We start from the raw sequence: 25,898 nt of genomic DNA on the forward strand, positions 1-25,898 counted from the left end.
GACCTCGAACGAAGGAGTTTCGACGTGACCACCGCTGTGACCACCCCGGCCCGCGCGGAGCGCATCAGCCGCGTGCGCGACGCCGCTTACCGGATCCGCCGCAACGCGCTGACGATGGGGGAGGTGCAGGGGCAGGGGTATGTGGGCCAGGCCCTCGGCGCCGCCGACATGTTCGCCGCGGTCTACGCCGGGGCTCTGCGCTTCCGCCCCGAAGAGCCCGAGTGGGCCGGGCGTGACCGCATGCTGCTGTCCACCGGGCACTACGCCATCGGCCTCTACGCCGCGCTCGCCGAGGCCGGGGTCATTCCGCTCGAGGAGCTCGACACCTACGGCTCGGACGACTCCCGGCTGCCGATGTCCGGCATGGCCAGCTACACGCCGGGGATGGAGATCTCAGGCGGATCACTCGGCCACGGACTGACGGTGGCCGTCGGGATGGCGCTCGGCCTGCGTCTGAAGGGCAGTGACGCGCGCGTCATCAACTTCCTCTCCGACGGGGAGCTCAACGAGGGCTCCACCTGGGAGGCGGCGATGGCCGCAGCATCCCATCGCCTCGGAAGCCTGATCGCACTGGTGGACATGAACGCCCTGCAGGCGGACGGTCCGACGGCGGGGGTGCTGCGCATCGAGCCCGCCGAAGAGAAGTGGCGCTCGTTCGGGTGGGGCACGCAGCGCATCGACGGCAACGACCCCGCCGCCCTCGTCGACGCGTTCGACGCCATCGATGCGCGGGAGCCCGACGGGATGCCCCATGTGATCGTCTGCGACACGCGCGTGGGTCGCGGCGTGCCTCTGCTGGAGAACCGCGAGAAGGCGCACTTCATGCGCATCGAGGAGCACGAGTGGGCCATCTGCCAGGAGCAGCTGACCACCGGGCACGACGCCGCCGTCGCGGCACAGGGAGAGATCCGATGAGCGCTCCGACCACACCGAAGCTGAAGACGTCCGCGATGATCGCGTCCTTCGCCGACCCGGGTCAGAAGACCGCGCCCGCGCCTTTCGGCCACGCGTTGGCCGCGCTCGCGGAGACCGACGAACGGATCGTCGGCCTGTCGGCCGACCTGGCGAAGTACACCGACATGCACATCTTCCGTGATGCGCACCCCGACCGCTTCTTCCAGATGGGGATGGCGGAGCAGGCACTCTTCGGTGCCGCAGCGGGCATGGCGGAGGTCGGGCTCGTGCCGTTCGCCTCGACCTACTCCGTCTTCGCCGCACGCCGCGCGTACGACTTCATCTGCCTCGACATCGCCGAGCCGCAGCTGAATGTGAACATCGTCGGTGGGCTGCCCGGCCTCACCACGGGCTATGGCCCGAGCCACCAAGCCACGGAGGACGTCGCGATCTTCCGCGGGGTGCCCGGTCTCACGATCGTCGACCCCTGCGACTCAGTCGATCTGGAGCAGGCCGTACCGCAACTCGCCGCGAGCCCCGGACCCACCTATCTGCGCCTCCTGCGCGGGAACGTGCCCACCGTGCTCGACGAATACGACTACACGTTCGAATTGGGCAAGGCGAAGGTGCTGCGCGGCGGCGCGGATGTCGTGTTCGTCTCCAGCGGCCTCATGACGATGCGGGCGCTGCAGGCTGCCGACGCGCTCGCCGCTCACAAGGTCGACGTGGCGGTCGTGCACGCGCCGACCCTCAAGCCCTTCGACGAGGAGACCGTGCTGCGGGAGATCGATACGCCGCGCCTGGCCGTCACGCTCGAGAACCACAGCGTGGTGGGCGGCCTGTTCGAGACGGTCGCCTCGGCTGCGGTGCGCCGGGGGACCAGCACCCGCGTCGTGCCCATCGCCCTCCCCGACGAGTTCCTCGACGCCGGAGCCCTGCCGACGCTGCATGACCGCTACGGCCTGAGCGTGCAGCGCATCGTCGCCCGCGTGCTCGGTGAGCTCGGATGACGCGCACCGCGAGCTCGCCGGCGGGTCGCCGCTGATGGCGGTCTCCGACTACGTCGTCTCGACGGTGTGCCTGCGCCGATACCCGCTCGGGGAGGCGCTCGAGGTCGCCGCGGCACTCGGCTTCGACGCGATCGACCTCGTCGGGCTGCGCGGCCTGTGCGAGCACGTCCCGGTGATGGGGTCGACGAAGGACCTGATGGATGCTGCGGCCATCGTTCGCTCGTCGGACCTGCGTCCTGCGAGCGTGAACGCCGACCCCGGATCCTTCGACGGACACGATGACCAGAGGGCGGTCCTCGGCCGGGTCGAGCGTCTGCTCGACTTCGCAGCCGACGTTGCCGCGCCGATCCTCGTCCTCCCCGCAGGCGAGAAGAGAACGGAGCCGGACGTCGCCCCGGCGGTCGGGCTCATGGCCGAGTGGATGAACCGCAGCGGAGAGCTCGCGCGAAGCCGCGGCATCCGCCTGGCCATCGAGGCACCGTACTTCGGGCGTCCGATCGATCGCATCAGCCGGACGACGGATCTCCTTGCGGAGCTCGAGCCCTCGATCGAGCTCGCCTTCGACGTGTCGCACGTGGCGGGAGCGGGCGAGTCAGTGCCGGACGCCTTGCGGCTGTTTCGCGACCAGGTCGCCGTCGTGCACGTGCGCGATGCGGTGGCGGGCGACATCCGCCGCGTGTTGGGGGCCGGGGAGATCGACTTCGCCGGGTTCCTCGGGGACCTCTCCGCCGATGGATGGATGGGCGACGTCGTGCTCGAGCTCGAGACGCGCAACAGCCCCTTCGTCTCCAAGGAGGCGGAAGTGCTCGCCGCCGTCGCCTTGCTCGACGCAGCCCGGACTCGATCTTTCATCGCACCGGAGCACTGATCGCTGCAGAGGGCGAGGCCGGGCCGCGGATGCGGCTCCCTGCGGCATCAGGACAGAAGACCGCCCATCTGCTTCGCGATGAGCGTGGTGGCTGTCTTCGGGCTCAGTCTGGACAGCCGGTCCATCGTCGCCGCATCGCGTCCGATGGTTGCGCGGAACTTCTCCTTCTTGATCGCGTCGATGATCACGCGCGCTGCTTCTTCCGGCGGAGTGGTCTTGTACGCCGGGGCATCTCCGGACGCGTGTCCGAGTGACACGCCGGAGTTGGAGGCGATGTCCGTGCCGATCGCCCCGGGGAAGATCACGGTCACGGAGACGTTCGTGTCGAGCAGTTCGGCATAGAGGGCCTCGGTGAGGATCTTCACGGCTGCCTTGGACGCACCGTAGACCGCTTGGCCCGGTACGGGTGCGTACGCACCCATGCTCGAGACGTTGACGAGTGCCGCAGAGGGGCGTGCGAGCAGCGCAGGGAGGAACGCCTTGCACATGTTCATCGTCCCCCAGAAGTTGACGTTCATGACCTTCTCGATCTCGGAGAAGGGCAGGTCGATGACCTTCTTGAACTGCTGGATGACGCCGGCGATGTTCACCACGGCGTCAACTCTCCCGAAAGCGGCCTCGACGGCCGTCGGTAGCGCTTCGACGGCCTCGCGATCAGTGATGTTGAGGACATGAGACGCGAACCTCCCGCCCGCGTCCGCGAGTCGCGCCGTCTCGGCAAGGCCGGACTCGTTGAGATCGACGCCGGCGACCGACGCTCCTTGGGCCAGGAGCTGCAGAGCGACTTGACGGCCGATGCCGTTGCCTGCGCCCGTGACGACGATGACGTTGCCGGGAATGTTCATGATTCTGTTCCTTCACTGGTGCGCTCGCCGTCGGCGACGGAGAGGCGGTTTTCGGCGGTCCGGCCCGCGCCGGGGGCGGGAGTCGCGTTTCGGGTGATGTGGTCGGTGTGGGGGACGGGGCTCACGGCCATCCACGCGAGCGCGGCCTCCACGACGTCATCGACAGGGAGGGCGACGTCAAAGCGGGCCCCCGGTTCGCCGCCGCGAAGTGGTTCCAGTGCCGATATCTGTGAATCGAGAAGGGATGCGGGCATGAAGTGGTCGTGACGGGCGGCTGCGCGCGACAGGAGCAGTTCGCGAGAGCCGTGCAGGTGGAGGAAGCGGACGCCGTGTGCGGAGGCTCGCAGGTGATCCCGGTAGGTGTGGCGCAGCGCGGAGCACGCGATGACAATGCCGTCGCGGCGTGCGGCGACGCCGAGCGCGTCCCCCACCAGGTCCAGCCAGGGCCACCGATCACTGTCGTCGAGCGGCACTCCCGCCGCCATCTTCTCCAGGTTCGGTACGGGGTGCAGATCGTCAGCGTCGAGCCACGGCGTATTCAGCCGCGCGGCGAGCGCCGCTGCCACGGTGGACTTCCCCGCCGCTGATACTCCCATCACGACGATGAGGGGCTGTTCGTGTGACATCGCGTCGATCGGGTCACCAGTCATGCACGGTGCCGTCGAGGAGTCGGTTGTAGGGCAGATAAGCCTGCTCGTACGGGTACCTGCCCGCTTCGTCGACGTCGAGTTCCACTCCGAGTCCGGGCTTGTTGCCCGGATGGAGGTAGCCGTCGGTCCAGGTGAAGGACTGCTGGAAGACCTGATCGGTCTTCGCCCCGTGGCGCATGTACTCCTGGATGCCGAAGTTGTGGATAGAGAGTCCGAGGTGCATAGCGGCGGCCATCCCGACGGGCGAGATGTCGGTCGGTCCGTGCATGCCCGACTTGATCTGGTACATCGCGGCGTAGTCGAGGGTCTTCTTCAGCGCGGTGATACCGCCCATGTGGGTCACGGCGCCGCGGACGTAGTCGATGAGCTGGTCGCGGATGATGTCCTTGAAGTCCCAGACGGTGTTGAAGATCTCGCCGATGGCCAGGGGTGTCGTGGTGTGCTGGCGGACGAGGCGCAGCGCTTCCTGATTCTCGGCCGGGGTGCAGTCCTCGAGCCAGAACAAGTCGTAGGGCTCGAGGTCCTTGCCCAGGCGAGCGGCCTGGATGGGGGTCATCCGGTGGTGCCCGTCGTGCAGCAGGGGGATGTCGGGACCGAATTCGTTGCGGACCGCTTCGAAGACGCCGGGCAGGTGGTTCAGATACGCCCTGGTGTCCCAGTCCTCCTCGACGGGCTTCGCCCCGCGCCTCGCGGGCTCGTGGTCGTATCGGACGGTCGCGTCGCCGACATCGGCGCCCTGCGCCGCGATCCCGTAGATCGCCTTGAGCGTGGGCACACCGGTCTGGATGCGGATCGCCTTGTAGCCCTGCTCCTGATGTGCCCGGACGGAGTCGAACAGTTCGGGCAGTTCCTTGCCGGATGCGTGGCCGTAGGCCATCAGCCCGTTGCGGCTCGCGCCCCCGAGAAGCTGGTAGACGGGCATCCCCGCCGCCTTGCCCTTGATGTCCCACAGCGCCATGTCGACGGCGGCGATCGCCGCCATCGTGACGGGGCCGCGGCGCCAGTATGCCGAACGGTAGAGGAATTGCCAGGTGTCTTCGATGCGACTCGCGTCGGCACCGATCAGGAGCGGCACGATGTGCTCGCGCAGGTAGGCCACCACGGCGAGTTCGCGGCCGTTCAGAGTGGCATCGCCGAGGCCGGTGTGACCCTCGTCGGTGGTGAGCTTGAGCGTGACGAAGTTGCGATCGGGACTCGTGACGATGACGTCAGCTTTGTCGATGATCATGGATGCTGCCTCCTGTGTTCCGGCATGGTCATGGGGCCGAGCGGCAGAGCTTCCGACTGCCGCTCGAGCTCGCGCGCGATGTCGGCGACGGAGCGCGGGACGTCGGAGCGCGCGGCGAGCGCGGGCGAGAGCCGCCGGAGCTCGGTCGTGATGCTCGTCACGTCGGGACGTATGCCCTCGCGCACGAGGACGGCGGCGATCGCCGTGAGTCCTGCGAGGGGATGACGCCCGTTGTCGAGTTCGTGCAGAACGGTGGGGATGATGCGGATGCGCATTTTGGCCGGCGCGTCCTGGCTGATCTGGTCGAGGTGGTGGGCGATCCGGGAATTCGCGAATCGCTGGACGAGCGAGGCGCGGTAATTCTCGAGATCGAGTCCGTCGGGGAGGCCGTTCTCCACCTCGTCCCACCAGCGCTCGACGACGTTCCGGCATTCAGGGTCGCGGATGGCGGCGTCGACGGTGGCGTGTCCACGCAGGGCACCGAAGGAGGCCAGGAGGGTGTGAGCGCCGTTGAGGATCCGGAGCTTGCGCAGCTCCCACGGCCGGATGTCCGTGACGAATCTGGCCCCTGCGTCCTCCCACGCGGGTCGTCCGGAGGGGAATCGACCGTGAAGCACCCAGTCCGTGAACGGCTCCGTCACCACGGGGATGCTGTCGGAGCGCCCGGTCAGGACGCGGACGGTCGCCACGTCCTCGATCGTTGTCCGCGGCGTGATGCGGTCGACGGACGTGGAGACGAACGACGCGGTCTGGTCGAGCCATCCTGAGTCGCCGGGGTCGACCGCCTCGACGAACGCGCGGCACGCGTCGGCCAGGGCGCGCCCGTTGTCAGGGATGTTGTCGCACGGAACGACGGCGACGGCGGACAGGCCCGCGTCGTGTCGCGCCCTCAGTGCGGTTGCCAGACGTCCGACGACACTGCGCACGGCCGGCACCGCATCGGTCCCGCGAGTGGCGCGGACAGCATCCACATCCCCCGCGACCACAGGGTCATCCAGCCTCAGGCGTCCGTCGTCGTCGAGCCGATAGCCGGCCTCGGTCACGGTGAGCGTCACGATCGCGACCTCGGCGCGTCGGAGGAGCTCCAAAAGCATGGTGACGTCGTCGCCGGGGTGCGCGTCGACGATGCTCTCGATCGTCTCCGATCGATCCCCCTCCGATGAGCGCTCGATCAGCGTGTACAGGCAGTCTTGGGCGCGCAGCTCATCGGCGACGACGGAGGACCGCCCGGTGAAGGCGGCGATCCCCCAGTCGGCCGCATCGGCGGCGTGGGCGGTGTACCACGCCTGGTGGGCACGATGGAAAGCGCCGATGCCGAGGTGGACGATGCGCACCGGTGGGGTGGGGCGGGCGCGCACCAGGGCGGGCGCGGCGATCGATGCAGGGCTCACAGTTTGAACACCCTTCGGGGCTGAGGTCCGACGATGTCGTCGGCGATGCGCTCGGCGTCCGCCAGGCGCAGACGACCCTCCGCGACCAGACGCGCGAGGAATCCGGCATCCGCCCGCCGCGCCGTGTCGTGCCGGGCGGGAATGGACAGGAACGCACGGGTGTCGTCGATGAAGCCGGAGCCGCGACTGAAACCTGCCGTCTCGGTGGTGGCCGAACGGAATCGGGCCATGGCGTCAGGAGCGTCGAGGAACCACCAGGGGGCCCCGATGAACACGCTGGGATAGAACCCGGCGAGCGGCGCGATCTCCCGCGAGTAGACACTCTCATCGACGGCGAACAGCACAAGGTGGAATCCCTTGACCAGACCGAATCGCTCCAGAAGCGGCCGCAGTCCACGGGCGAAATCCGTTCGCACAGGGATGTCGTGGCCGGTGTCGGGGCCGAACCGCTCGAGGGTGGGGCTGCTGTGGTTGCGCAGGACTCCGGCGTGAACGGTCATCACCAGCCCGTCGTCCACGCTCATCCTCGCCATCTGCAGCAGCATGTGACCGCGGAAGTCGCGGACCTGGCTCGCGTCGGCGGTCTCGGCAAGGACAGCCTGGAAGAGAGACTCCGCCTCTTCTGGCGTCAGATCGACGGTGTAGGGCTCCTCGACACCGTGATCGGCGGACACGGCACCATGTCGAATGAAATGGGCGCGTCGCTCCTCGAGCGCCTGGAGGTAGCCGGCGAATGTCGCGGGCGCGGAGGTGATTCCGAGCAGGGCGTGGACGTTGCTTCTGAAGCCCGTGGCGGAGGGATCGAGGTACCGGTCCGGGCGGAAGGTGGGGAGCACGCGGCCGGGCAGTGGAGTTCTCGCGAGCTCGGCGTGTCCGCGCAGGTCGTCCAGCGGATCGTCGGTGGTGGCCAGCACGTCGATCCGGAAGCGCTCGAACAGTGCACGTGGCCGGTAGCCGGGGGTGTCCAGGAGAGTCTGGACACGCTCGTAGATGTGGTCGGCGGATGCGGAGTGCAAGGACTCGGCGATGCCGAAACCTCCGGCGAGCGCTTCCTCCATCCAATAGCCGGACGCGGTTCCGGCGAACAGATGCCAATGCTCGGCGACCCGCCGCCAGACCGATCTCGGATCGGCGTGGGAGCCTCCGACGCCGAGGTCGGCGAGATCGATTCCCGACGCGTGCAGGAGGCGGGTGATGTAGTGGTCGTGGGTGATCAGGAGCGCCGCGGGATCGCGGAAGGGTTCATCGCGAACGAGCCAGTCGACCGGGACGTGACCGTGCGGCGACACGATGGGCGCGGTGGCGACACGGTCGTAGAGGTCCCGGGCGATCGACCTGGTGCGCCGGTCGGCCGGCAGAAGGCGGTCGGGATCACGGTCGGGAGTCGCGGTCGGGTCGGGGCCTGTGGCGTTCCTCATCGCACCGTCTCCGACTGAGCGCCGGTGATCCGCTCGAGAATCTCGTCCATCGTCCGAGCGACGCGGACGGTGTCGTCCCGACCGTGCCAGGGATGCTGGGCGAGACCATCCTCCAGCGCCTCCACCACCGCGGCCAGCATCGGCTGATACCCGTTGCCCACACGCGGGTGCTCGATGAGTTCGGGCTCCACGAAGATCCTCTGGACGGAGCCGGCGTGCACCCGCGCCCGGGTACCCGCCCAGAACATCGGCTCGAGGGTGATCCACCCGCTCTCGCCGCTGATGGTGGCCGACAGGTCGAGGAACTCGACGCCCGACCACGCCAGCTGGGCGAAGCCCTGCTCCGACTCGAGAGTCGCGTGGCCGCGGACATCGACCTCGCCGTCGACGGTGCCGGTCGCGCGGATGGTGTCCGGAGCGCCGAGGAACCACTGCGACAGCGTGATCGGGTAGATGCCCCTGTCGAGCGTGATGCTGCCGCCCTGCGCGGGGGCCAGCACCCGGCCGCGCGCGCGGAACGGTGTGCCGAAGGCTGCGCGGACGCTGCGCACGGCGCCGATCTCGCCGGCCGCGATCCTTTCGCGGACTTCGATGTGGAGTGGGTTGAATCGCATCCACATGGCCTCCATCACGAAGCGCCCCGCCTCCTCTGCCGCCGCGAAGACGACCTCTGTGTCGGCTGCGCTCGTGGTCATCGGCTTCTCGACGAGGATGTGCTTCCCAGCCGCGAGCGCCTGCAGGGCGATGTCCCGGTGCGTCGTCGCGGGTGTCGCGATGTACACCACGTCGACGTCGTCGCGCCCGAGCACGTGTGCAAGGGAGTCGGATGCCACGGCTATGCCGTGCTCCGCCGCGAAGGCGTGCGCACGATCACGGGAGCGCCCCCAGACCGCGGTGATGCTGCCGGGAGCCACCGCCTGCAGATCCGATGTGATGCTGCGCGAGATCTCACCCGTGCCGATGATCGCCCATCGATGCATTGCTGTCCCTTCCTGCTCGCCGCCGGAGGCCGGCGGAATCCGTGGTCCCGGCCGGGTGGGTCGATGCCGTGATCCCGCCCGACCGTGGTCTCACCGGACGGACTTGACCTTGAAGATGATCAGCGCCGCGCCGATGAGAGCGAACGCTCCGCCCACCAGGTAGAGCAGCGTGTAGTTCTTGACGCCCTCGGCCGCGCCGATCGTGATGATGCCCGCGGCCAGGATCGGGGCGAACGCGCTGGGGATCTTCTGCGCGAACTGCACGACCGCCATGTAGCGGCCGGCCTCGGCCCGCTCGGGGAGGATGGCCATCACGATGGCCTGGTCGACGGCCCCGAAGGCGGCCAGGGCGAGGTTCATCAGCACCGCACCGACGATGAGGGTGGGAACCGTGTAGGCGGTGGCCTCCACGATCGCACCGGCGGCGAAGAGTCCCGCGCCGATTCCCACGAACAGCTTGCGCCGTCCGAGCTTGTCGGAGAGGAACCCGCCTCCGATCGCGCCCACCACGGCGGCGACGATGCCCAGGATGCCGATGATCGCCACGAGACCCGCGATCTCGGAGATCGGGAGGCCGAGGCGCTGGGAGTAGAAGAACGTTCCGAAGGCCGTGTTGAAGTAGAGGCCCACGAAGAAGATGAAGCGGCCGAGCCAGTTCCATCCGAAGTCGGGGTGCTTCCGCGGGTCGAATACGAAGGCGCCGAAGACCTTCTTGATCGAGATCCTGTCGCTCGGCAGGTCCATCTGACGCGAGTCGGGGTCCTTCCCGAAGAACACGAAGAACAGCGCGAGGATCGTGCCGACGACGCCGGGCAGGACGAACACGAGGAACTGGCTGACGTTGACCACGGCGTAGACGACGCCGATGCCGAGGATGGCGGCGATCTGCGCCGCGACGCCGGTGAGCGCGGAGACTTTGCCGCGCTGCGAGTCGGGCAGCTGGTCTGCCTGGATGAACAGCACCGTCGATCCGACGTTGGCCCACCCGAGCATCCCGATCGTCCACCCGAGGATCATCACCGGCACGTTCGGGGAGATGCCGATGATGGCCAGACCGATCATTCCGATGACGATGCCACCGAGGATGAAGGGCTTGCGTCGTCCGAGGCGGCTGCGGGTGCGGTCGCTCCAGATGCCGATGAGGGGTGAGGACAGGATGAAGACGGTCTGGGCGATGCCTGTCGCGTAGCCGAGGATCTCCTCGTGACCGGGGGCCAGTTCCTGGATGCGCAGCGCGAGCGAATAGGTCAGCGGGACGAGGAACGCCATCGCAGAGCCGAAGTTCAGCAGGATCAGCCAGAGGATGAATCGCTTGGTGACCCGCTCGGTCGGACCGCTCTCGGTCGCGACCGTCGTCGTCAGCGGGCCGGCCGCCGGGCCGGCCGTGATCGGGCGGCCGGCTGCGACCGCGAGGGTGATGCGCTCCGCTTCATCGGCGGTGAGGTCATCGTCGTCGTTCATTGGGGACTCCTTCGTCAATCATGAATGTCGGGTGGTGCAGCGACCAGGGAAGGTCAGTCGGTGGTGCCGGGCTTGCGTCCGTCCAAGCCCAGCCACCGCCGGCGGAGGGAGTGCGCGGCGGTCTTGGGCTTGCGGTCGCGGGTGAAGATGCCCTTCTTGTTGCCCTCGACACGGTGGATGCCGTTCGACGTGGCGAAGTCGGCGAAGTTCCATACCTGCTCGCCGACGAACTGCGGGAAGCGGTCGAAGACGCGATGGTTCATCGCGAGGTAGTCGCGCTGGTACTCCTCGGTCCAGGCCGCATCCCAGATGGAATGCACGCCCGGCTGGGTGTCGGCACCGTACTCGGTCATCATGATCGGCTTGCCCGTGCGGTCGATCCACCCTTGGATGTCGCCCTGGAGGTACATCTCGGCGAGGGCCAGATCGGCGGTCGCGATGTACCAGCCGTAGTAGCGGTTCATGCTGACCACGTCGAACAGGTCGATGATCTTGTCGTTCTGGAACGTCGCGAACATCACGAGCGAGTACGTGACCGGTCGCGTCGGGTCGAGCTCCCTGGTCAGCGTCACCAGGGGCTCGAAATACTCGAGCGCGCCCTCCTCGTTGGAAGCGGGCTCGTTGGCGATGCACCACATCACGACGCAGGGATGGTTCTTGTCGCGCGCGATGAGCTCGCGCAGGTGCTGGGCGTGCGCTTCCTGCGTCGCGGCATTCGCGTATTGCTCGGAGAACGTCGGGAACGGGGGCGTCCCGGACATCCCGCCGACGACACCCATGTTCAGACCCACGGCGGCGGTCTCGTCGATGACGACGATGCCGTGCCTGTCGGCGAACTCGAGCACCTCCTCCGCATAGGGATAGTGCGAGGTGCGGAAGGAGTTCGCGCCGATCCATTCCATCAGCTGGAAGTCGTGCACCATGAAGGCGTCGTCGTGCCCCTTGCCGCGCACGGGCGAATCTTCGTGCTTCCCGAAGCCTGTGAAGTAGAACGGCTCATCGTTGATGAGGAACTCGTGCCCGCGGACCTCGACGGTGCGCACACCGACCGGCAGGCTGTAGCTGTCGACGACGACACCGTCCGAGACGGCCTCGACCGTCAGGTCGTAGAGGTACGCGGCACCGGGCCGCCACAGCACGACATCCGCCACCGTCAGCGTCCCGACGGGACCGGTCGCTTCGGCGACGATGTTGCCGCGAGCGTCGGCGAGTCGCACGCGGACGTCGATCGCACCCGACGTGACGATGCGATAGTCCACCGATCCGGCGGTGCCCGCGAAGCCGGTGACGACCGTCACGTCCTCGACGTGCGTGCGGGGCCTGCTGTACAGCCAGACCGACCGAGCGAGGCCTGCGTAGTTGTAGAAGTCGTGGAAGTAGGTCTGGCGGCGCCGGCCGTCTATGCCGACCTCGATCTTCCCCGGGGGGACGGTTTCGTTCGTGAGCTCGCCGCTGACCGCCACGGTGAGACGGAAGGAGCCGCCGGCGGGCACGATGCCGGTGAGGTTTACGTCGAACGGCGTGTAGCCGCCGATGTGCTCCCCGACGAGTCGGTCGTCGACGTAGACACGAGCGGCATGGGTGGCCGCGTCGAAGCGCAGGAGCGTCTCGTCCTCGCCCCATCCGCGCGGCACACGCACCTCGCGCTGGTAGTACACCCAGCCGACGTGATCGCGGATCTCGGGGTCGGCGAAGAGGTCGTTGTAGCTGGCGGGGACAGCCGCTTCCAGTGGCGTGTCCAGCGGTCCATGCCAGGGCTGGTCCGGCAGCCGTGAGTCGATCGCGAATCGCCAGACGCCGTCGAGGCTGACGAGCTCACGGGTGGAGGTGGAGGTGGGTTTCAGCATTGAAGGTCCTTGTCTGGGCGGAGGCCGAGGGTCAGATGGTCTGGCCGGCGTCGGCCAGGAGGGTGCTGCCGGTCATGATCATCGACATGTCGCTGGCGCAGAACAGCACCACCCGCGCGATGTCATCGGGGGTCCCCAGGCGGCCGATCAGGCTCTGGTTCATCACCGGCAGGGTGGAGGGGTCGACCCCGGCGGCCTCCATGGCCGCCGCGGCGGCGGCGATGTTCCCCTCCGTCGGCACGAAGGTGGGTGCGACGCCGAGCACCCTGATGCCGAGGGGCGCGAACTCGAGTGCCATCTGCTTCGTCATGCCGCGCACGGCGTGCTTGGAGCCGACGTAGGCGGACAGGCCCGGAGCCGTGCCCTGGAATCCTGCGGTCGAGACGACGTTGACGATGACCCCGGAGGCTCCCTGCACCATGTGGCGCGCAGCCTCCCGGGCGCCGTTGAAGACCCCCCGCGCGTTGACGGCCAGCACGTGATCCCACGCCGCGTCGTCGGTCTCCAATACCGGCATGCTGGGGAAGACGCCCGCGTTGTTCACCCAGATGTCCAGGCCCCCGAAGGTCTCCACCGCGACAGCCGCGGCCGACTGGACGGATGCGACGTCCGTCACGTCCATCCGCACTCCGATCGCCCGGGCGTCGAGGCGAGTGGAGACATCGGCCGCCGCATCCTGCGCCAGCCGCTCGTCGATGTCCGCGATCGTCACACGTGCACCGGCCTCCGCCAGGCGGAGTGCGATCGCCTTGCCCAGGCCGCGCGCGCCACCCGTGACGAGCGCGCTTCGTCCGGTGAGGGACAGGAGGTCGCGGACGGGCGACTCCGAGACGTCGGCGAAGGGGAAGCTCACGCAAGCACCTCGGCGGGGAGACCGTTGTGCTGTGCGACCTGGCCGAGCCACGCGAGGCTGGGCTTGGGGGTGCGGACGAAGGTCTCCCGGTCGATGGCGATGAGACCGAATGTCGGCTCCCAGTGGCCCCACTCGAAGTTGTCCAGCAACGACCAGTGCAGGTAGCCGCGCACATCGATGCCGTCGGCGATGGTCTCCCCCAGTCCCTGGAGCGCTGCGGTCGTGTACCGGATCCGCTCGGAGTCGTCTGCGGTGGCGATGCCGTTCTCGGTGATGAGGATCGGAACCCCCTGGGTCACCTCCGTGGCGTGCCGCACGGCCATCGCGAGCGAATCCGGCCGGAAGGTCGTGCCGACGAGGGTGTTGTCGGGACGCTGAGGGTGCGGGACGAGACCGTTCGCGTCGACCTGCTGACTCGAGTAGGCCTGAACGCCGGCCCAGTCGTCGCCCCGGCTGCCCTCCCAGAAGATGTCCTCCTTGCCGTAGCGGATCTCGAGGAGCTTCTCCTCACCGCCGGGCGCTGCGGTCAGTGCGCCCGCGGCGATCGTCCAGCCGACTTTGGCCTCAGTGCGCGCGCGGACGACCTCGCGAGCCGCATGGTGGATCTCGACGAACCGGCGACTGATCGCGGGGTCGGCGTAGGCGAGGAAGTCGTTGCGTGCCGCCTGCTGACTCTCTTCGTCGCTGGTGTGCTCGGCCTCGACGGTGGGACTCTGCCACTGGCCCCCCGACTGCGCCATCCGCGCCATCGCCGTCATGATCGCCGCCTGCATGTTGGGCTCGTTCATGGTGGCGACCCATTCGACGCCGTCGAGAATGGAACACGCCTGCTCTGCGTAGCGGACGAACAGCTCCTTCGCGTCGGGGCCGGACCACCCCCCGGCTTCGGCGAACCACTGCGGCGTCGTGAAGTGCTGCAGGGTCACGACCGGCGTCACTCCGCGGTCGAGGCACGCGTCGATCACGCGGCGGTAGTGCGCGAGCTCCGCCCGGGAGAAGTGGCCCCGGATCGGTTCGATGCGCGACCATTCCAGGCTGAAGCGGTAGGACGTGAGGCCGGCATCGGCGAGCAGCTGGATGTCTTCCGCGTAGCGGTGGTAGCTGTCGCACGCGTCGCCCGACAGCTCCATGCCGGGCATCTGCTGTTCGCGAGCCCACCAGTCGCTGTTGACGTTGTTGCCTTCGATCTGGTGGCCGGCGGTCGCCGCACCCCACAGGAAGTTCTCGGGGAAAGTGGTCATTTTCGGTCCTTCGGTGTGAGGGGGTCAGTCGGTGCGGGTCACTGCGCCGCGGTCAGGAGGGAGGAGGGATGCCGCAGGGGGCGTCGTGCGGAGAACGAACCGGGTTCCGCCGACACCTCTGTGCCGTCGGGGAACACGATGCGTGCGTCCGTCCCGGACGGCAGCTCCGCCGAGATGTGCATCTCGCCGTCTTCGATGCGCCAGTCGACGGTGATGAGCCCCTGGGGACTTTCGTGCGAGCCGCGCGCCCACGTGATCGACGGACCGGGGGTCGGCTCGATGATGATCGACTCCCACGCGATCGAACCGGGCGCCTGTCTGAGCCCGAGAGCATGGGTGTGGAGGAAGCGGATCACCGCGCCCTTGCTGTAGTGGTTCAGCGACTCGTGCGCGACGCCGGCCTCGTCGATGCCCTCCCAGTCCTCCCAGATCGTCGTCGCTCCGCGCTCGATCATGTTCAGCCACGACGGCGCTGTGCGCTGGAGGAGGAGGTCGTACGCGACGCCGACGTGGCCGGTGTCGCACAGCACGGGCAGGAGGTCGCCGGTCGAGAGGAACCCGGTCCGCAGGTGCGTGCCGGCGGCGCGGATCAGTTCGACCAGGCGCGTGGCCGCGGCATCCCGGAGCTGGTCGGGGATGAGCCCGAACGAGAGCGCCCGAACGTAGGCGGCCTGCGTGTCGGCGACGGTGGTGCCGTCGGGGCGCAGATACGCGGCGCGCCAGGCATCAGCTACCCGGCCGGCGGTCAGCTCGTAGCGCGCAGCCGCATCGCGGTGGCCGAGGATCGCCGCGATCCGGGCGAGGGTCGCGGTGGACCGGTGGAGGTAAGCGGTGCCGACCTCCCCCTTGTCTGCCATGAACCACGCCATCGGGTTCTGCATGATCGGGTCGATCGCCCGCCCGTCGGCGTCGACCTCCTTCGGTTCGGTCCACTCCCCCCAATGGAAGCTGCCGTCCCAGAGGTACTGCTCGAACGGCTCCGGATCGTGCGACAGGCGCGCGTGATGACGCTCGGTGCGAGCCTTGCCGAGAGCCCACTCGACCCAGCGGACCATGGCATCCCAGTTCTCGGACAGCACACGTTCGTCGCCATACGACTCGTAGAGCTCCCACGGCACCGCGACGATCGCGTCGCCCCAGCCGGCGGAGCCGGTCATCATCGCGAACTGATCGTCGAGGTGGTGCTTGATGCGTCGTCCGTCCGGGGAGAAGTTCGCGATGCGACCGTCGTCGAGCTGGTCGTCGCGCACGGAGCGCAGCCACTTGCGGCTGAAGCCGAGCACGTCGTACAGGCGCGTCGCCGTCGGGGCGAAGATCTGGTAGTCCCCGGTCCAGGCCAGGCGCTCGCGCGTCGGGCAGTCGGTCGGCACGTCGACGGCGTTTCCGCGGAAGCTCCATTCGGCGATCTCATGCAGCCGGTCGAGATCCTCGTTGCTGCACGCGAAGGTGCCCGTGCGGCGCAGATCGGTGTGCACGACCTGCATCGTGACGGCTGCCGTGTCCAGCGGGGCGCCGTGGCGGGTGATCCGCGCGTACTGGAACCCGTGCACCGTGTGACGGGGCTCGAAGACGTCATGGCGCGGGCCGGCGATGACCTCGTCGCGCTGGCGGAAAAGTACGGGAGGCTCTCCAGGTCGCTGGGAGTCCAGGTGAGCGGTCGACAGATTCCCTTCGACATCGACGAACTCGCCGTAGTCGACCACGGTCACCGTGCCATCGGGTCCGAGATCGCTCAGCCGCACCCACCCGGAGGCGTTCTGACCGAAGTCGAAGATCCACACTCCCGGTCCGCTTTCGCGGACCGAGCGGGGCTCACGCGACTCCACGACCCGCACGGGCGGCGCCGGTGACCAATCGATCGCGGGAGCGTCCACCACTCCGACCCGCACGGACGTGGGTGCAGAGGCCACGACGGTGAGATCCACCGCCTGGCCGTCCATCAGATCGGCGCGGACGATCGAGGAGCGGCGCCCGGTCCAGGCGTCGTCGCTGCGGACGACCGTGCGGGTCCCGTCGGCGTGGTCGATGTGGAGCTCGACTCGAAGGCCCAGCGTCGTGCCCCATCCCGCCGGCATCCGGAAGGCGCCGACCTGGCCGCGGTACCAGCCGTCGGAGAGCTCGAAGCTGAGGCGATTCTCACCCAGCCGCAGGCTGGCGGTGACATCCGACGCTTGGGCGTACAACGTACGGTCGTACGAGGTCGAGCCGGGCGAGAGCTCCGCCGTGCCGACTCGCGCGCCGTTGACCTCAGCCGTGTACAGACCGAGGGCGGTCGCGAAGAGCCTCGCTGAGCTCACCGGCGACGTGACGGTGAAGTCCGTGGCGAGCAGAGTGGCCGGACGACGGCCGTAACCGGGGTCGTCGGAGTCGATGGGCGAGATCCATGAGGCTGTCCAGTCCGCGTCGAGCAGACCCACCTCGAAGTGCGCCGGGTCAGACCAGTCCGCGTCCAGCGTCGATGATGCCATCCGCACGCGCCATGCGATGCGCTGACCGCTGCGCAGCGGCGCCCAGGGCCATGCGACGAATCGATGACCGTTCACACGCATCGGGCCGGGCAGAGGGGTGCCGTCCACGTCGGCCTCGAGCTCATACACCGCGTCAGCGCGCGCATCGGAGGAAGGCTTCCACGACAACCGCGGGCGGTCGCCGCTGACGGCGAACTGATCGCCGCCGTGGTCGATCGTGAGGTCGAAGGGAGTGCGCATCATCGGTGTCACTTCTCGGGCAAATGTAACCACCATGGTTACTGGATCGCTACTGTAACCAAAGTGGTTACACTTGGCAAGCGACCGGTGAAAACGCGTTAAGGTCGGGCGAGGATCAGAAGACAGAAGGGAACCATGCGTGGCCGCATCGGTGAGTGCTGAAGACACCCGAACGGACCCGCGCCGCACGCGGGGGCAGTCCGCGTCGACCCCCGCGCGACGCGCGGAGATCGTCCACGCCGCCTCGGCGAGCATCGCCGAGCACGGCTACGAACGCGCGTCGCTGCGGGACATCGCCTCGCGCGCGAACGTCACCCATGCGGCCCTGCTCCGCCACTTCGCCAGCAAGGACGAACTCCTCCTCGCCGCCCTCGCTCGTCGGGATGAGGACGACGAAGACCTCGCTCGGCGCATCATGGGGTCGAAGGTCCCCGCCGAGCAGGTGCTCAGCTCAGTGCTCCGCGAAGAGTTCGCTCATCCGGACCAGCAACGCAATTGGCTGGCCATCGCCGTGGCGGCCACCAACCCCGAGCACCCCGCCCACGACTTCTTCATCGCGCGCCGTGAGCGCCTGCGCGCTCATCTGTCCAGCGGACGGCTGGGAACCGCTCACGACAGTGAAGAACTGACGGCTGATGAGAAGGTCACCATGGTGATGGCCATGGTGGACGGTCTTCGCATCCAGGCCCTCCTCGACCCCACACGCGAGACGCTGCCCCTGCTCGAGACGTTCATGCGCCTCATCGCCACAGCCGAGAACTCGTGAGAGCCTCCCCGGCAGGACAGATGGCGTGAAATTCAAGTTCGCTGCAACGTGGCAATTCGTTTCAGTGCGAGCACGTTGCCGAGTTCTCTAAGCGGCTGGACGAGCCGCGATGCCTGGGGGTAAGGCACGGCCCTGAGCCGAACTCCGGAGGGACGACGGGGCTGCGACGTCCGATGAGGACAGCGTCGCGCCACCGGCCGATCGCCCGGCCTGCTTGCAGCGAGTCGTTCGCGACCGTCGCGGTCTACCCTCCTCGACGCGTTGGGTGGACTCGCCGGCAGGGGTGTCGATTCGGGAGCGAAGACTGAGCGATGCAAATGTGCGAGCTGAGGAACCGACAGATCGACCGACATGACTACGCAGCAACGCCACGAGCATTTGCACCACGGGCCCGCAAACCAGATGTGGGCAAATTGTGGGCTAGCGTCCTCGAGAATTTAGCGCTGATCTGGGAATTATGTGGCGGAGACGGAGGGATTTGAACCCTCGCGGTGCCTCAGCGAGGGAGCGGATCTGGTTGTTGTTCGCGTATTTCTGGGCCATTCTCGGTTACGAGGGCTCCTCCGGATGACTTGAAACAGGATCATCTGTTGTCACGGCGTTGTCACGGCGTCGTCACCCCTCATAGTCCGGAGGCATCTGCCCACCCTTATCTGGGTTCGCGTGATTCCATGCCCGTTCGAGGAAGTCCCGCCGGAGTTCTCGCGCGCGCTTTGCGATCACCTGCTGCGCGTCCGACCGTGTGTAAACAACCGGGGGCTTGTCGCCCATCCGGATGACCTGGTTGCCGAGGGAGTCCGTCCAGTAGAGGTCCGGACTCGGAAGCATGCCAAACCAATCGTCATCCATGGCCCCGTTCCAGTTGCCGTCTACTGTGCGGGCGCCTCCTGGCTCCAGGTATTCGATCTTCAGGGCTGAGGCAGCAGTCCAGCTCCAGTACTGATTGCTCAGATAGACCGGATTAGGCAGGAAGGCGATGTCGGTTATTGGCTGACGCGTCGCATTCCTGACAGTGAAGGACATCTGGGATGTGGCCTGATCGTCGGGCGCAGGCACCCGCGAGACCGTGATTCCCCTAGCTTCCTGCGCTGCAGTCAGCGTGCGCTCCTTCCTCCGTGCTCTGCGGTCCAAAAAGACGCCCCCGACCGCAATGAGGAGGGCAACTCCCGAGGCAATGAGGGAGCCCACGAACGATGACCAGTCTTGCGGCCAGTTAGTCACCACCACGTCGATCGTCGGCATCGGCGTGGGGCTGTTGGACCCGTGCAGGATGATCATGGCCCGACACTACGGGTGCAGTTCTCGTGACGCGATCGCTACCGCCGCCCGGTGTGGCGCTGATGGCATGCACTGCGTACGATCCGGACATGGACCCGCTTGATGACGCCGTTCAGCCGAAGTGTCCCGAGTGCGGGACGGTGCTACATAACGCCGGCGGCCAAGGGTACGTCTGCCGGAGCTGCGAGATCGTCGTCATCGGCTCGATCCCGTCCTAAGCTATGCCGTTCCAGGACCCGCGCTGGCTGAGCTACCGCGCCGCAGCTGCACGGGTCGGCCGGAGTGAGATCACGGTGAAGCGATGGCGTCGAGATGGCATGGCGACGAAGTTGAGTGGGGGTCAGCGCGTGGTTCGGGAGGATGTGCTGCTCGCGTGGTGGCGAGACCGGCTGGCGGCAGACCCGGCGCATAAGTATCGGATGCGTCGGCTTATCGCGACAGACCCTGAGTGAGGCGCAGCACGCTGCCTTCCCCCGCTGCGCATCCACGACCTTTACTATCCACTCGTGGATCCCGAACTCTTAGAGCGCTTCCAGGAAGAAGTCCTGACGCAGTGTGACTACATTGCCTTGCACTACGCGAACGCGGGCATAGCCTTTGACCGCAAGCAAGTTGCTGCACTGTGGTCATCGCTTGAGCCCATGATTTCGGCCGGCGCGAACGTGGCGAAGCTCCTCTGGGGACCGGGCGGTCGCTTGGCCGATGAACGAGCTCCACTCCGCGAGACTTTAGATGTCGCGGATGATTCGCCTCTGCACGAGGTGACTTTTCGGAATCACTTCGAGCACATCGATAACCGAATCGATAGGTGGTGGACGGAATCGACGTTGCCGCGAGCCATCCTCGACATGAACGTTATGCCCGAGGCGATGCTCCAGCGTTGGCAGAAGGTGTCCATCTTCCGGAACTACGACCCCCAGACTGGCAACGTCTACTTCTGGAGTGATGCGTTCGCAATCCACGAACTCGCGTCGGCAGCCGCTGACCTCGCCGTTAAGGCTCGGGCCGCTCTCTCAGTGGACCTCCAGCAGCCGCCGAACAGTGTGACGTACGCCCGTACATTCACGGGCGGCGACGTGCGCATCTCTGACCTCCTCAATGGCGAACACCAGCTGAGCGGATTCACCTTCGATTCGTGCCGGCTAATCGGCCCTGCAGTTCTGATCACGGTCGAAGGCGGGTACTACCAAGACAACGAGATAACGGACGAGATGCTCTGGCAGATCGAGAGAGAAAAGTCCTATCTGGGATCCGTTGGTCTGGTCAATTGCACGATCGTCAGGTGCTCGTTCGTGAATGTCGGATGGGCGAAGCCGCCGCCTGGTGAGTGATCGCTCAAACTTCAGCGCTCGTCGGGGGATCAAACGTCTTCGTCCGCCGATTCTTCGGTCTGAGTCAGCGGGTAGTACCAGGCGTTACTCGGGTCCAGGTCCAGACGATTTGGGCCCTTGGAAACGAAATTTCCGTCAACGTCGTACCAGCGAAGCTCTGGGGTCACGTAGAGCGTTATCGATGGGTTGACAGTGATTGGTGGATGTGGCGCTCCCGTGCTCGCATCAGACCAGTAGCCGGCGAAGGCGAACGTCTCGCCTGGCATGATGACCCTCGCCACCCAGTCGCTTCCGTCCGGCCGCCGCCAGAACTCTACTGGAGCGCCAGAGCTGGTCGTCTGCACAGAATCGACGGAGAAGTTCAGGATGGGGTCGGAGGTTGCATTCACGACCTCAAACTCACCCTCCGTGTAGCCGTCCTGATCCGTGCCTAGAAGTCGGTGTGTCACCACCACCCGCGAAGCGTTCTTCCGTGCGGCCGCGAGAAGCGCCGTTCCCTGTGCCTTCTCGTTTCTGGCGCGCTCAAGACGACGCTCTCGATCGTGATACTCCCGCTCGTCGGCGAGTGCCTTAGCGCTCAGCTTCGTGTCAGCCGAGCGATCCCGTCGCGACACAATGAAGCTCCACGCTGCGATGGCCAGCGCGACCGTGGGGGCGATCAACTGCACCCACCAGAGATCATTCGCTGCGGGCGGCTGACAGTTGATCATCGCCACAGCGTATTCCGCAGCTACCTCGATGTCAGGGGTCACGAGTTACCCTGAACACTCTCGGCCGGAGATCGGATGCTGGCCATGCTCTCCACTACCTCGCTGGATATTCATGTCGCGGCGACGTGCACCCGCCACCAGTTCACCCGCGATCCGGCGGCAGTCATCGAGCAACTCCAGCAGATCGGACCGCCAGAGAAGCTGGCTCCGACGATTGGACGGTGGATTGGCTACTACGACCACCCCGACCGGCAGACCCTAATCGCTGCTCTATTGGCGGCGTACCCGAACAGCTCCCGGTGGATCGCGGACGGCGCCGCGATGCGATTCCAACCGGTACACGGGACTGCCTGCTACTGAGAGAGCCCGAGCCCGTCAGGTTCGTGTCAGATCGGAGCCTCGCGACGGTCGTCTACCGTTAGCGTCTACTCCGACGATCGCTTCGGCGGCCGCGGGAACCTGACCACGTTGTCAGCTCTCGCCGGCGCGTCATCTGACTCAGCGACCGCGAGACGACGGGAGCGAAGTTCCAGCTGCATTCGCACACGCGGCGTGCCACCGAGAGCGTCCAGCAGACGCGACAGCAGACCATGCGCCCGTATCGCTAAAGACAGCTCACCCGCCTCCATGGCTGAATCCACGATGGTCGCCACCGCCCGAGCCTGCGCAACCGCAGCCCCATCACTCGGAGCAATCCACTTCATCGCCTCCACCGCCGCATCTACCGACTGACGCACCGGACCCAGCACACCGTCAGACGCCGCACGCGCCCGTTCAGCCCGAACCACACGCTGTCTGGCCCGGTACTCCCGTGCGTACCTGCGGTCACGCTCCTGCTTCGACTCCGCGGTCATCTGACGCACTTTCTCTGAGATTCGGACAGGTGGGGGAAACCACTGCCGGAGAAGTTGCCGGGGCTGTGGGTAGTAGAGATTGGCGCCCCCTTCCACCGGTGGGAATGAGGATGGGGAGTCGACCGGTATGGCTCCGGCCGACTCCCCTGGAGACCCCGCGCAGGGTGGCAACACTGAAAGTACTCCCCGCGCGGGAGTATGGGTCAGGCGGCGAGTGCCGTCTTGACGAACGAGAGCGGGCGTCCGACCTTCAGGCCGTATCGACCCTCGACACGCATCCGGAACTGGTTCTTCTCGAACAGGACACCCGAGGTGTCCGTGTCCACGTGGTCGTCTTCGCGCACGAGGAGCTCCACGGTGCGCCAGTCGCCGAGCAGGCCGGTGCCGACCGTCATCTGCGTGGAGAGCACGATGGGCGCACCCAGGAACGCCTCAGCGTCCTTCAGCCCGTTGCGGAACAGGAACGCGCCCGTGCTACCCGACTCCCGCAGCAGCTCCAGCTTCTGAGCATCGGTGGGGTTGAGCACCCACGCCGTGGGATCCTGCGACGCGCTGATCAGCTTGAACTTCGCGTTTGACATGCTCGTGAGCAGATCGGTCGCAAACGCCTGCGACTGAATGCCGGAGGTGTTCAGCACGCCGGTGAAGCTGTCACCCGTGCCCGTGCCGGCGATCACGTCAGCCTCGATCGCCTCCAGCAGCCCGGCGCCGAGCTGATCACGGAGGATGTCCGTAAGGCCGTCGAAGTCGGTGAGATAGCGCAACGGGAGCACCTCGCTCATGTGCGCGTACACGGCGAACGTGTCCTCAACGGCGCCGAACGTGTAAACGCTGGTCGGCTTGGTCGCACCGTCAGCCACCGCTGCTGCATTGTTCGTGCGCGTCTGCTGGCGGAGGTACTGGAACGCATTGCCCTGCCCGGTGGCGGGGCTCGCGGGCTTCTGGATCAGGTCCAGGACGCTAGTAGGCCGACCGGCGATCTCGACGGGCTGCCCGGCGACGCTCGGGACATCAACCGAGCCGGACACGAGCGCCTTCGCGCCGTCCGCGGTGCGCATGACGGTCTGCAGACGATCGCCCACAGCCTTGGCCCACGACGCGCGAGCACTCGCCTTGAATCCGGGGCCGGCGAGACCGCCGGTGGCCTTGCTACCGGGGCCGCCTAGCGCGTCGATCGCGGCGTTCAGCTCGCGGGACTCCTTGATCTTGCGGGCCATCACCACCGCGTCGGCGGCGTCCTTCTGGCCGGCCTCGATGGTGGCAAGCTGCTCCAGCGTCGGATCGGTCTTAGTCAGCAGCAGCTGCTCCGCCAGGTCGCGCGCCTTCCGGCCGGAGTCGAGAAGTTCGGAATAGGTCTTCGTCGTGCTCATGGTGAGCCTTTCGTGTGCGATGAGGCGTGTCACTCAGAGGACACGCATGGAGGACGCCGGCGCCGTGTAGGTGGTCCCGCCGCAGATCGCGGGGAACGGGTTCAGGTCGTCTGGCGGTGCGTAGCTACGGACAGGTTCCTCCGCACACCCGGAGGTGTCGCGTTGACCGGTCCTTCGCCTGCATCTGGGCCTTCCCGATGAGTGCTCGACCTTGGCCCGGAGGCTCCTCGGTCTTCACCAGCGATTCGACTTGCCGGGAGATTAACACGGACGGCCGACATGGTGCCAGCGTCAGCCGACTCGGCGTGTTGCAGCCATGCCACCTCTGCCGCGGCCGACAGGAGCCCTGACTGATCCCGCAGCTCTTCCGGTGGCTGCAGACCCGCGCCCGCGAACGGTGAGCGCGCCGCGCCACTCGGGTTCGCGAACGGGGAACGGCGGCGGGTCACCCTTCAGTCTCCGCGACCGTCCGCAGCTGCAGCAGCGTCTTCCGCAGCAGCTGCTCCGCCGCCTCCAGCCCGATCGTCGCGTGCAGCATCTGCACGAGACTCACCCCGCACGCGATCACCAGCGCGTGCAGCGACTCATCCCGGACATCCTCCGCAGCCTCCGAGATCGCAAGCAGCGCCATCGCGTCATCGCCCGTCGCGACCGCCACAGCCACCGCGGCCGCCCGTGCGTGATCCACGGCGAGCAGGTTGTTCGTGTTCATTGTCAGCTCCGTCTCTCGTTCTTTGACGCGGTGCCATGAGGACACCGCGAACACCTCGCACCCACGGACACCCCGTGAACGCAGTAACCCAGATCGGGCCGCTCCCACACACAGACGGGCGCGGCGCCGGCGGCGAGCCCGCGCGCGTGCACAGGTGGTCGCGCTGACACGCACCGCAGCAGGCGCCCAACTTCACGACTTCCAGCCAGCAGGCCAACACGACCCGCTCGGAACTCCTCGTCCCCAGCTAGCGACGGCGGGAGCCGGCACAACAGAGACCAGCTCGGAGACCGCAGCCAGCGGCTCGCGGGATCTCGTGGCTGGTCCCCCCTCCGCCCCCAGAGGGGGGACGGCGACGCAAGCGCCGCCGAGCTAGTTGAAATCTCGCTCTCGATCGGACTCCCAAAGCGCAGCGAGCGGCCAGCGCCCGGCAGGGCGCGCACTCGGGCTCGCACGCGGCCGACGTGAGTAGTTCTTTCTTCTGGACTACCCAGTAGGCCTCTGACCGCGAACCGATATGGCATACGGAGAGGTCCATAACTGCTGTTCCCGTATGGACTACACAGAGGTCCATAACTCGGGCGCGACTCGATACCTCGCGGAGCGCCTCGGGCCGCCTTTCTCGATGAGTTGCACGACACCCCGATGCAGCAGCGCGGGGATCTGCTTCTGCACCGCTGATCGCTGCATTCCAGATTCGAGTGCGATCGTGCGTTCTGCCGGGTAGCTGATCCCGTCACCGTCCGCGTGATCCACGAGGACGAGAAGAACGAGCCGCTGACCGGCTGTGAGACGGAGCCTGCTGAGATTCCCGCTGCGCAGCAGAGATCGCGTCGGAATCTGTGCCACACCTCACGCACCACTTCCGACACCGGGGAACTCTGTGGTTCGTGTCAGATTGGAACCTCCGGCCGCTGCGACCCAGTTCCTAGCCGCACCCGCAGAGCCCGTCACGCTTCGCCATCCATTAGGACGGAGAGACGGCAGCGCATCCACGATCGACCTACATGCCTTGCAAGGTGGGTGGACGTTAGTGAAACCGAGCTGTGCACCCCAGGCGAATTGAGCCGCGCAGGCGTCACACAGTCCCGCAACGCGAGCATTCAGCTGCACCCGTTCCCACGTTGCCGCCTGCGAAGGCGTCTCCGGCCGCGCGCGGTCACCACCGGCGCGGACCGAGGAGGGGTGGTTATGCTCATCGGGAGAAATAGCCGTCTCACCTAGGGCCGTCCGGGGAAAGTCCGGGCGGCTCTTTCGCGTCACCGGACGCTCGCAGTGCTGGTCTGCTCCGACCCCTCCAGCCACGCGATCACGTCGCTGCGCCGGTAGAGCACCTTTCGCGGAGTGGGCTTCAGGAACCGCGGGCCGTGTCCGGTGAACCGCAATTGCGCCAGTCCCGTCTTTGTCATTCCAGGGACGATCTCGCACACTTGGTCAGCGGTGAGGTACTCGTTCACGATATCTCCGTTCATATTTGGTGGTG

General features: G+C 67.0%; 24 protein-coding genes. 6 read left to right on the plus strand and 18 right to left on the minus strand.

What is annotated here, in order from left to right; genetic code table 11:
• Window positions 1-24 precede the first annotated feature (24 nt).
• The 3 genes from CVS47_RS13990 to CVS47_RS14000 are packed head-to-tail and all read left to right on the plus strand — an operon-like array spanning window position 25 to window position 2,772.
• Window positions 25-915, plus strand: a complete 891-nt coding sequence (locus CVS47_RS13990; protein ID WP_241240167.1) for a transketolase — start codon at window positions 25-27, stop codon at window positions 913-915.
• On the plus strand, window positions 912-1,904 hold the full coding sequence (locus CVS47_RS13995; RefSeq protein ID WP_127096636.1) for a transketolase family protein: 993 nt from the start codon (window positions 912-914) through the stop codon (window positions 1,902-1,904). Before CVS47_RS13990 ends, CVS47_RS13995 begins: the two co-directional genes overlap by 4 nt.
• On the plus strand, window positions 1,891-2,772 hold the full coding sequence (locus tag CVS47_RS14000; protein WP_127096637.1) for a sugar phosphate isomerase/epimerase family protein: 882 nt from the start codon (window positions 1,891-1,893) through the stop codon (window positions 2,770-2,772). The genes CVS47_RS13995 and CVS47_RS14000 overlap by 14 nt, the downstream gene beginning before the upstream one ends.
• 47 nt (window positions 2,773-2,819) lie before the next feature.
• Here CVS47_RS14000 and CVS47_RS14005 read toward each other — a convergent pair whose 3' ends face one another.
• The 11 genes from CVS47_RS14005 to CVS47_RS14055 all read right to left on the minus strand — a co-directional run bounded on the left by CVS47_RS14005 (window position 2,820) and on the right by CVS47_RS14055 (window position 17,397).
• Complete coding sequence (locus CVS47_RS14005; RefSeq protein WP_127096638.1) at window positions 2,820-3,617, minus strand: SDR family NAD(P)-dependent oxidoreductase; 798 nt, start codon at window positions 3,615-3,617, stop codon at window positions 2,820-2,822.
• A complete protein-coding gene (locus CVS47_RS14010) occupies window positions 3,614-4,267 on the minus strand; it encodes a gluconokinase (protein WP_241240168.1) in 654 nt (217 codons plus the stop codon). The genes CVS47_RS14005 and CVS47_RS14010 overlap by 4 nt, the downstream gene beginning before the upstream one ends.
• The gene (gene manD, locus CVS47_RS14015) at window positions 4,257-5,495 is read right to left on the minus strand and encodes a D-mannonate dehydratase ManD (RefSeq protein ID WP_127096639.1); all 1,239 of its coding nucleotides are present in this window, start codon (window positions 5,493-5,495) and stop codon (window positions 4,257-4,259) included. Before manD ends, CVS47_RS14010 begins: the two co-directional genes overlap by 11 nt.
• Window positions 5,492-6,886 carry a mannitol dehydrogenase family protein gene (locus tag CVS47_RS14020; protein ID WP_241240169.1) on the minus strand — a complete coding sequence of 465 codons (1,395 nt, stop codon included), beginning with the start codon at window positions 6,884-6,886 and terminating at the stop codon, window positions 5,492-5,494. The genes manD and CVS47_RS14020 overlap by 4 nt, the downstream gene beginning before the upstream one ends.
• Entirely contained in the window at window positions 6,883-8,304 is a 1,422-nt protein-coding gene (gene uxaC / locus CVS47_RS14025; protein WP_127096640.1) for a glucuronate isomerase, read from the minus strand. The genes CVS47_RS14020 and uxaC overlap by 4 nt, the downstream gene beginning before the upstream one ends.
• The gene (locus CVS47_RS14030) at window positions 8,301-9,284 is read right to left on the minus strand and encodes a Gfo/Idh/MocA family protein (RefSeq protein WP_127096641.1); all 984 of its coding nucleotides are present in this window, start codon (window positions 9,282-9,284) and stop codon (window positions 8,301-8,303) included. Before CVS47_RS14030 ends, uxaC begins: the two co-directional genes overlap by 4 nt.
• A gap of 90 nt (window positions 9,285-9,374) precedes the next feature.
• Window positions 9,375-10,745, minus strand: coding sequence for an MFS transporter (locus CVS47_RS14035; RefSeq protein WP_127096642.1), 1,371 nt, complete (start codon window positions 10,743-10,745; stop codon window positions 9,375-9,377).
• Between the two features lie 53 nt (window positions 10,746-10,798).
• The gene (gene uidA / locus CVS47_RS14040) at window positions 10,799-12,592 is read right to left on the minus strand and encodes a beta-glucuronidase (RefSeq protein WP_127096643.1); all 1,794 of its coding nucleotides are present in this window, start codon (window positions 12,590-12,592) and stop codon (window positions 10,799-10,801) included.
• A gap of 31 nt (window positions 12,593-12,623) precedes the next feature.
• Entirely contained in the window at window positions 12,624-13,445 is an 822-nt protein-coding gene (locus CVS47_RS14045; protein WP_127096644.1) for an SDR family NAD(P)-dependent oxidoreductase, read from the minus strand.
• The gene (locus CVS47_RS14050) at window positions 13,442-14,686 is read right to left on the minus strand and encodes a glycoside hydrolase family 1 protein (RefSeq protein WP_127096645.1); all 1,245 of its coding nucleotides are present in this window, start codon (window positions 14,684-14,686) and stop codon (window positions 13,442-13,444) included. Before CVS47_RS14050 ends, CVS47_RS14045 begins: the two co-directional genes overlap by 4 nt.
• A gap of 38 nt (window positions 14,687-14,724) precedes the next feature.
• Window positions 14,725-17,397 (minus strand): family 78 glycoside hydrolase catalytic domain, encoded by a 2,673-nt coding sequence (locus tag CVS47_RS14055; protein WP_127096646.1) that lies wholly within the window; start codon window positions 17,395-17,397, stop codon window positions 14,725-14,727.
• 148 nt (window positions 17,398-17,545) lie between these two features.
• Here CVS47_RS14055 and CVS47_RS14060 point away from each other — a divergent pair, with 148 nt between their 5' ends.
• The gene (locus CVS47_RS14060; protein WP_241240170.1) at window positions 17,546-18,160 is read left to right on the plus strand and encodes a TetR/AcrR family transcriptional regulator; all 615 of its coding nucleotides are present in this window, start codon (window positions 17,546-17,548) and stop codon (window positions 18,158-18,160) included.
• A gap of 615 nt (window positions 18,161-18,775) precedes the next feature.
• On the opposite strand, the gene CVS47_RS14065 is transcribed toward CVS47_RS14060, so the two are convergent.
• A complete protein-coding gene (locus CVS47_RS14065; RefSeq protein ID WP_127096648.1) occupies window positions 18,776-19,438 on the minus strand; it encodes a hypothetical protein in 663 nt (220 codons plus the stop codon).
• A gap of 506 nt (window positions 19,439-19,944) precedes the next feature.
• Between CVS47_RS14065 and CVS47_RS14075 the strand changes: the two genes are divergently transcribed.
• The gene (locus tag CVS47_RS14075) at window positions 19,945-20,769 is read left to right on the plus strand and encodes a hypothetical protein (RefSeq protein ID WP_127096650.1); all 825 of its coding nucleotides are present in this window, start codon (window positions 19,945-19,947) and stop codon (window positions 20,767-20,769) included.
• Window positions 20,770-20,798: 29 nt separating this feature from the next.
• Here the strand turns inward: CVS47_RS14075 and CVS47_RS14080 are convergent, their stop codons facing one another.
• On the minus strand, window positions 20,799-21,521 hold the full coding sequence (locus CVS47_RS14080; protein WP_127096651.1) for a hypothetical protein: 723 nt from the start codon (window positions 21,519-21,521) through the stop codon (window positions 20,799-20,801).
• Window positions 21,522-21,554: 33 nt separating this feature from the next.
• Between CVS47_RS14080 and CVS47_RS14085 the strand changes: the two genes are divergently transcribed.
• Entirely contained in the window at window positions 21,555-21,839 is a 285-nt protein-coding gene (locus tag CVS47_RS14085) for a hypothetical protein (protein ID WP_127096652.1), read from the plus strand.
• 65 nt (window positions 21,840-21,904) lie between these two features.
• Here the strand turns inward: CVS47_RS14085 and CVS47_RS17065 are convergent, their stop codons facing one another.
• From CVS47_RS17065 to CVS47_RS14105, 5 genes are all read right to left on the minus strand, one after another.
• On the minus strand, window positions 21,905-22,333 hold the full coding sequence (locus tag CVS47_RS17065; RefSeq protein WP_420899333.1) for a terminase small subunit: 429 nt from the start codon (window positions 22,331-22,333) through the stop codon (window positions 21,905-21,907).
• Between the two features lie 203 nt (window positions 22,334-22,536).
• Entirely contained in the window at window positions 22,537-23,703 is a 1,167-nt protein-coding gene (locus CVS47_RS14090) for a phage major capsid protein (protein ID WP_127096653.1), read from the minus strand.
• Window positions 23,704-24,148: 445 nt separating this feature from the next.
• Entirely contained in the window at window positions 24,149-24,415 is a 267-nt protein-coding gene (locus tag CVS47_RS14095; protein WP_127096654.1) for a hypothetical protein, read from the minus strand.
• A 558-nt stretch (window positions 24,416-24,973) separates the two neighbouring features.
• Entirely contained in the window at window positions 24,974-25,264 is a 291-nt protein-coding gene (locus CVS47_RS17070; RefSeq protein WP_127096655.1) for a helix-turn-helix domain-containing protein, read from the minus strand.
• Window positions 25,265-25,674: 410 nt separating this feature from the next.
• Window positions 25,675-25,872 carry a helix-turn-helix transcriptional regulator gene (locus CVS47_RS14105; RefSeq protein ID WP_206502643.1) on the minus strand — a complete coding sequence of 66 codons (198 nt, stop codon included), beginning with the start codon at window positions 25,870-25,872 and terminating at the stop codon, window positions 25,675-25,677.
• Window positions 25,873-25,898: the final 26 nt, after the last annotated feature.

Origin of the sequence: Microbacterium lemovicicum, from assembly GCF_003991875.1 — a bacterium.
Classification (GTDB): Bacteria; Actinomycetota; Actinomycetes; order Actinomycetales; family Microbacteriaceae; genus Microbacterium; species Microbacterium lemovicicum.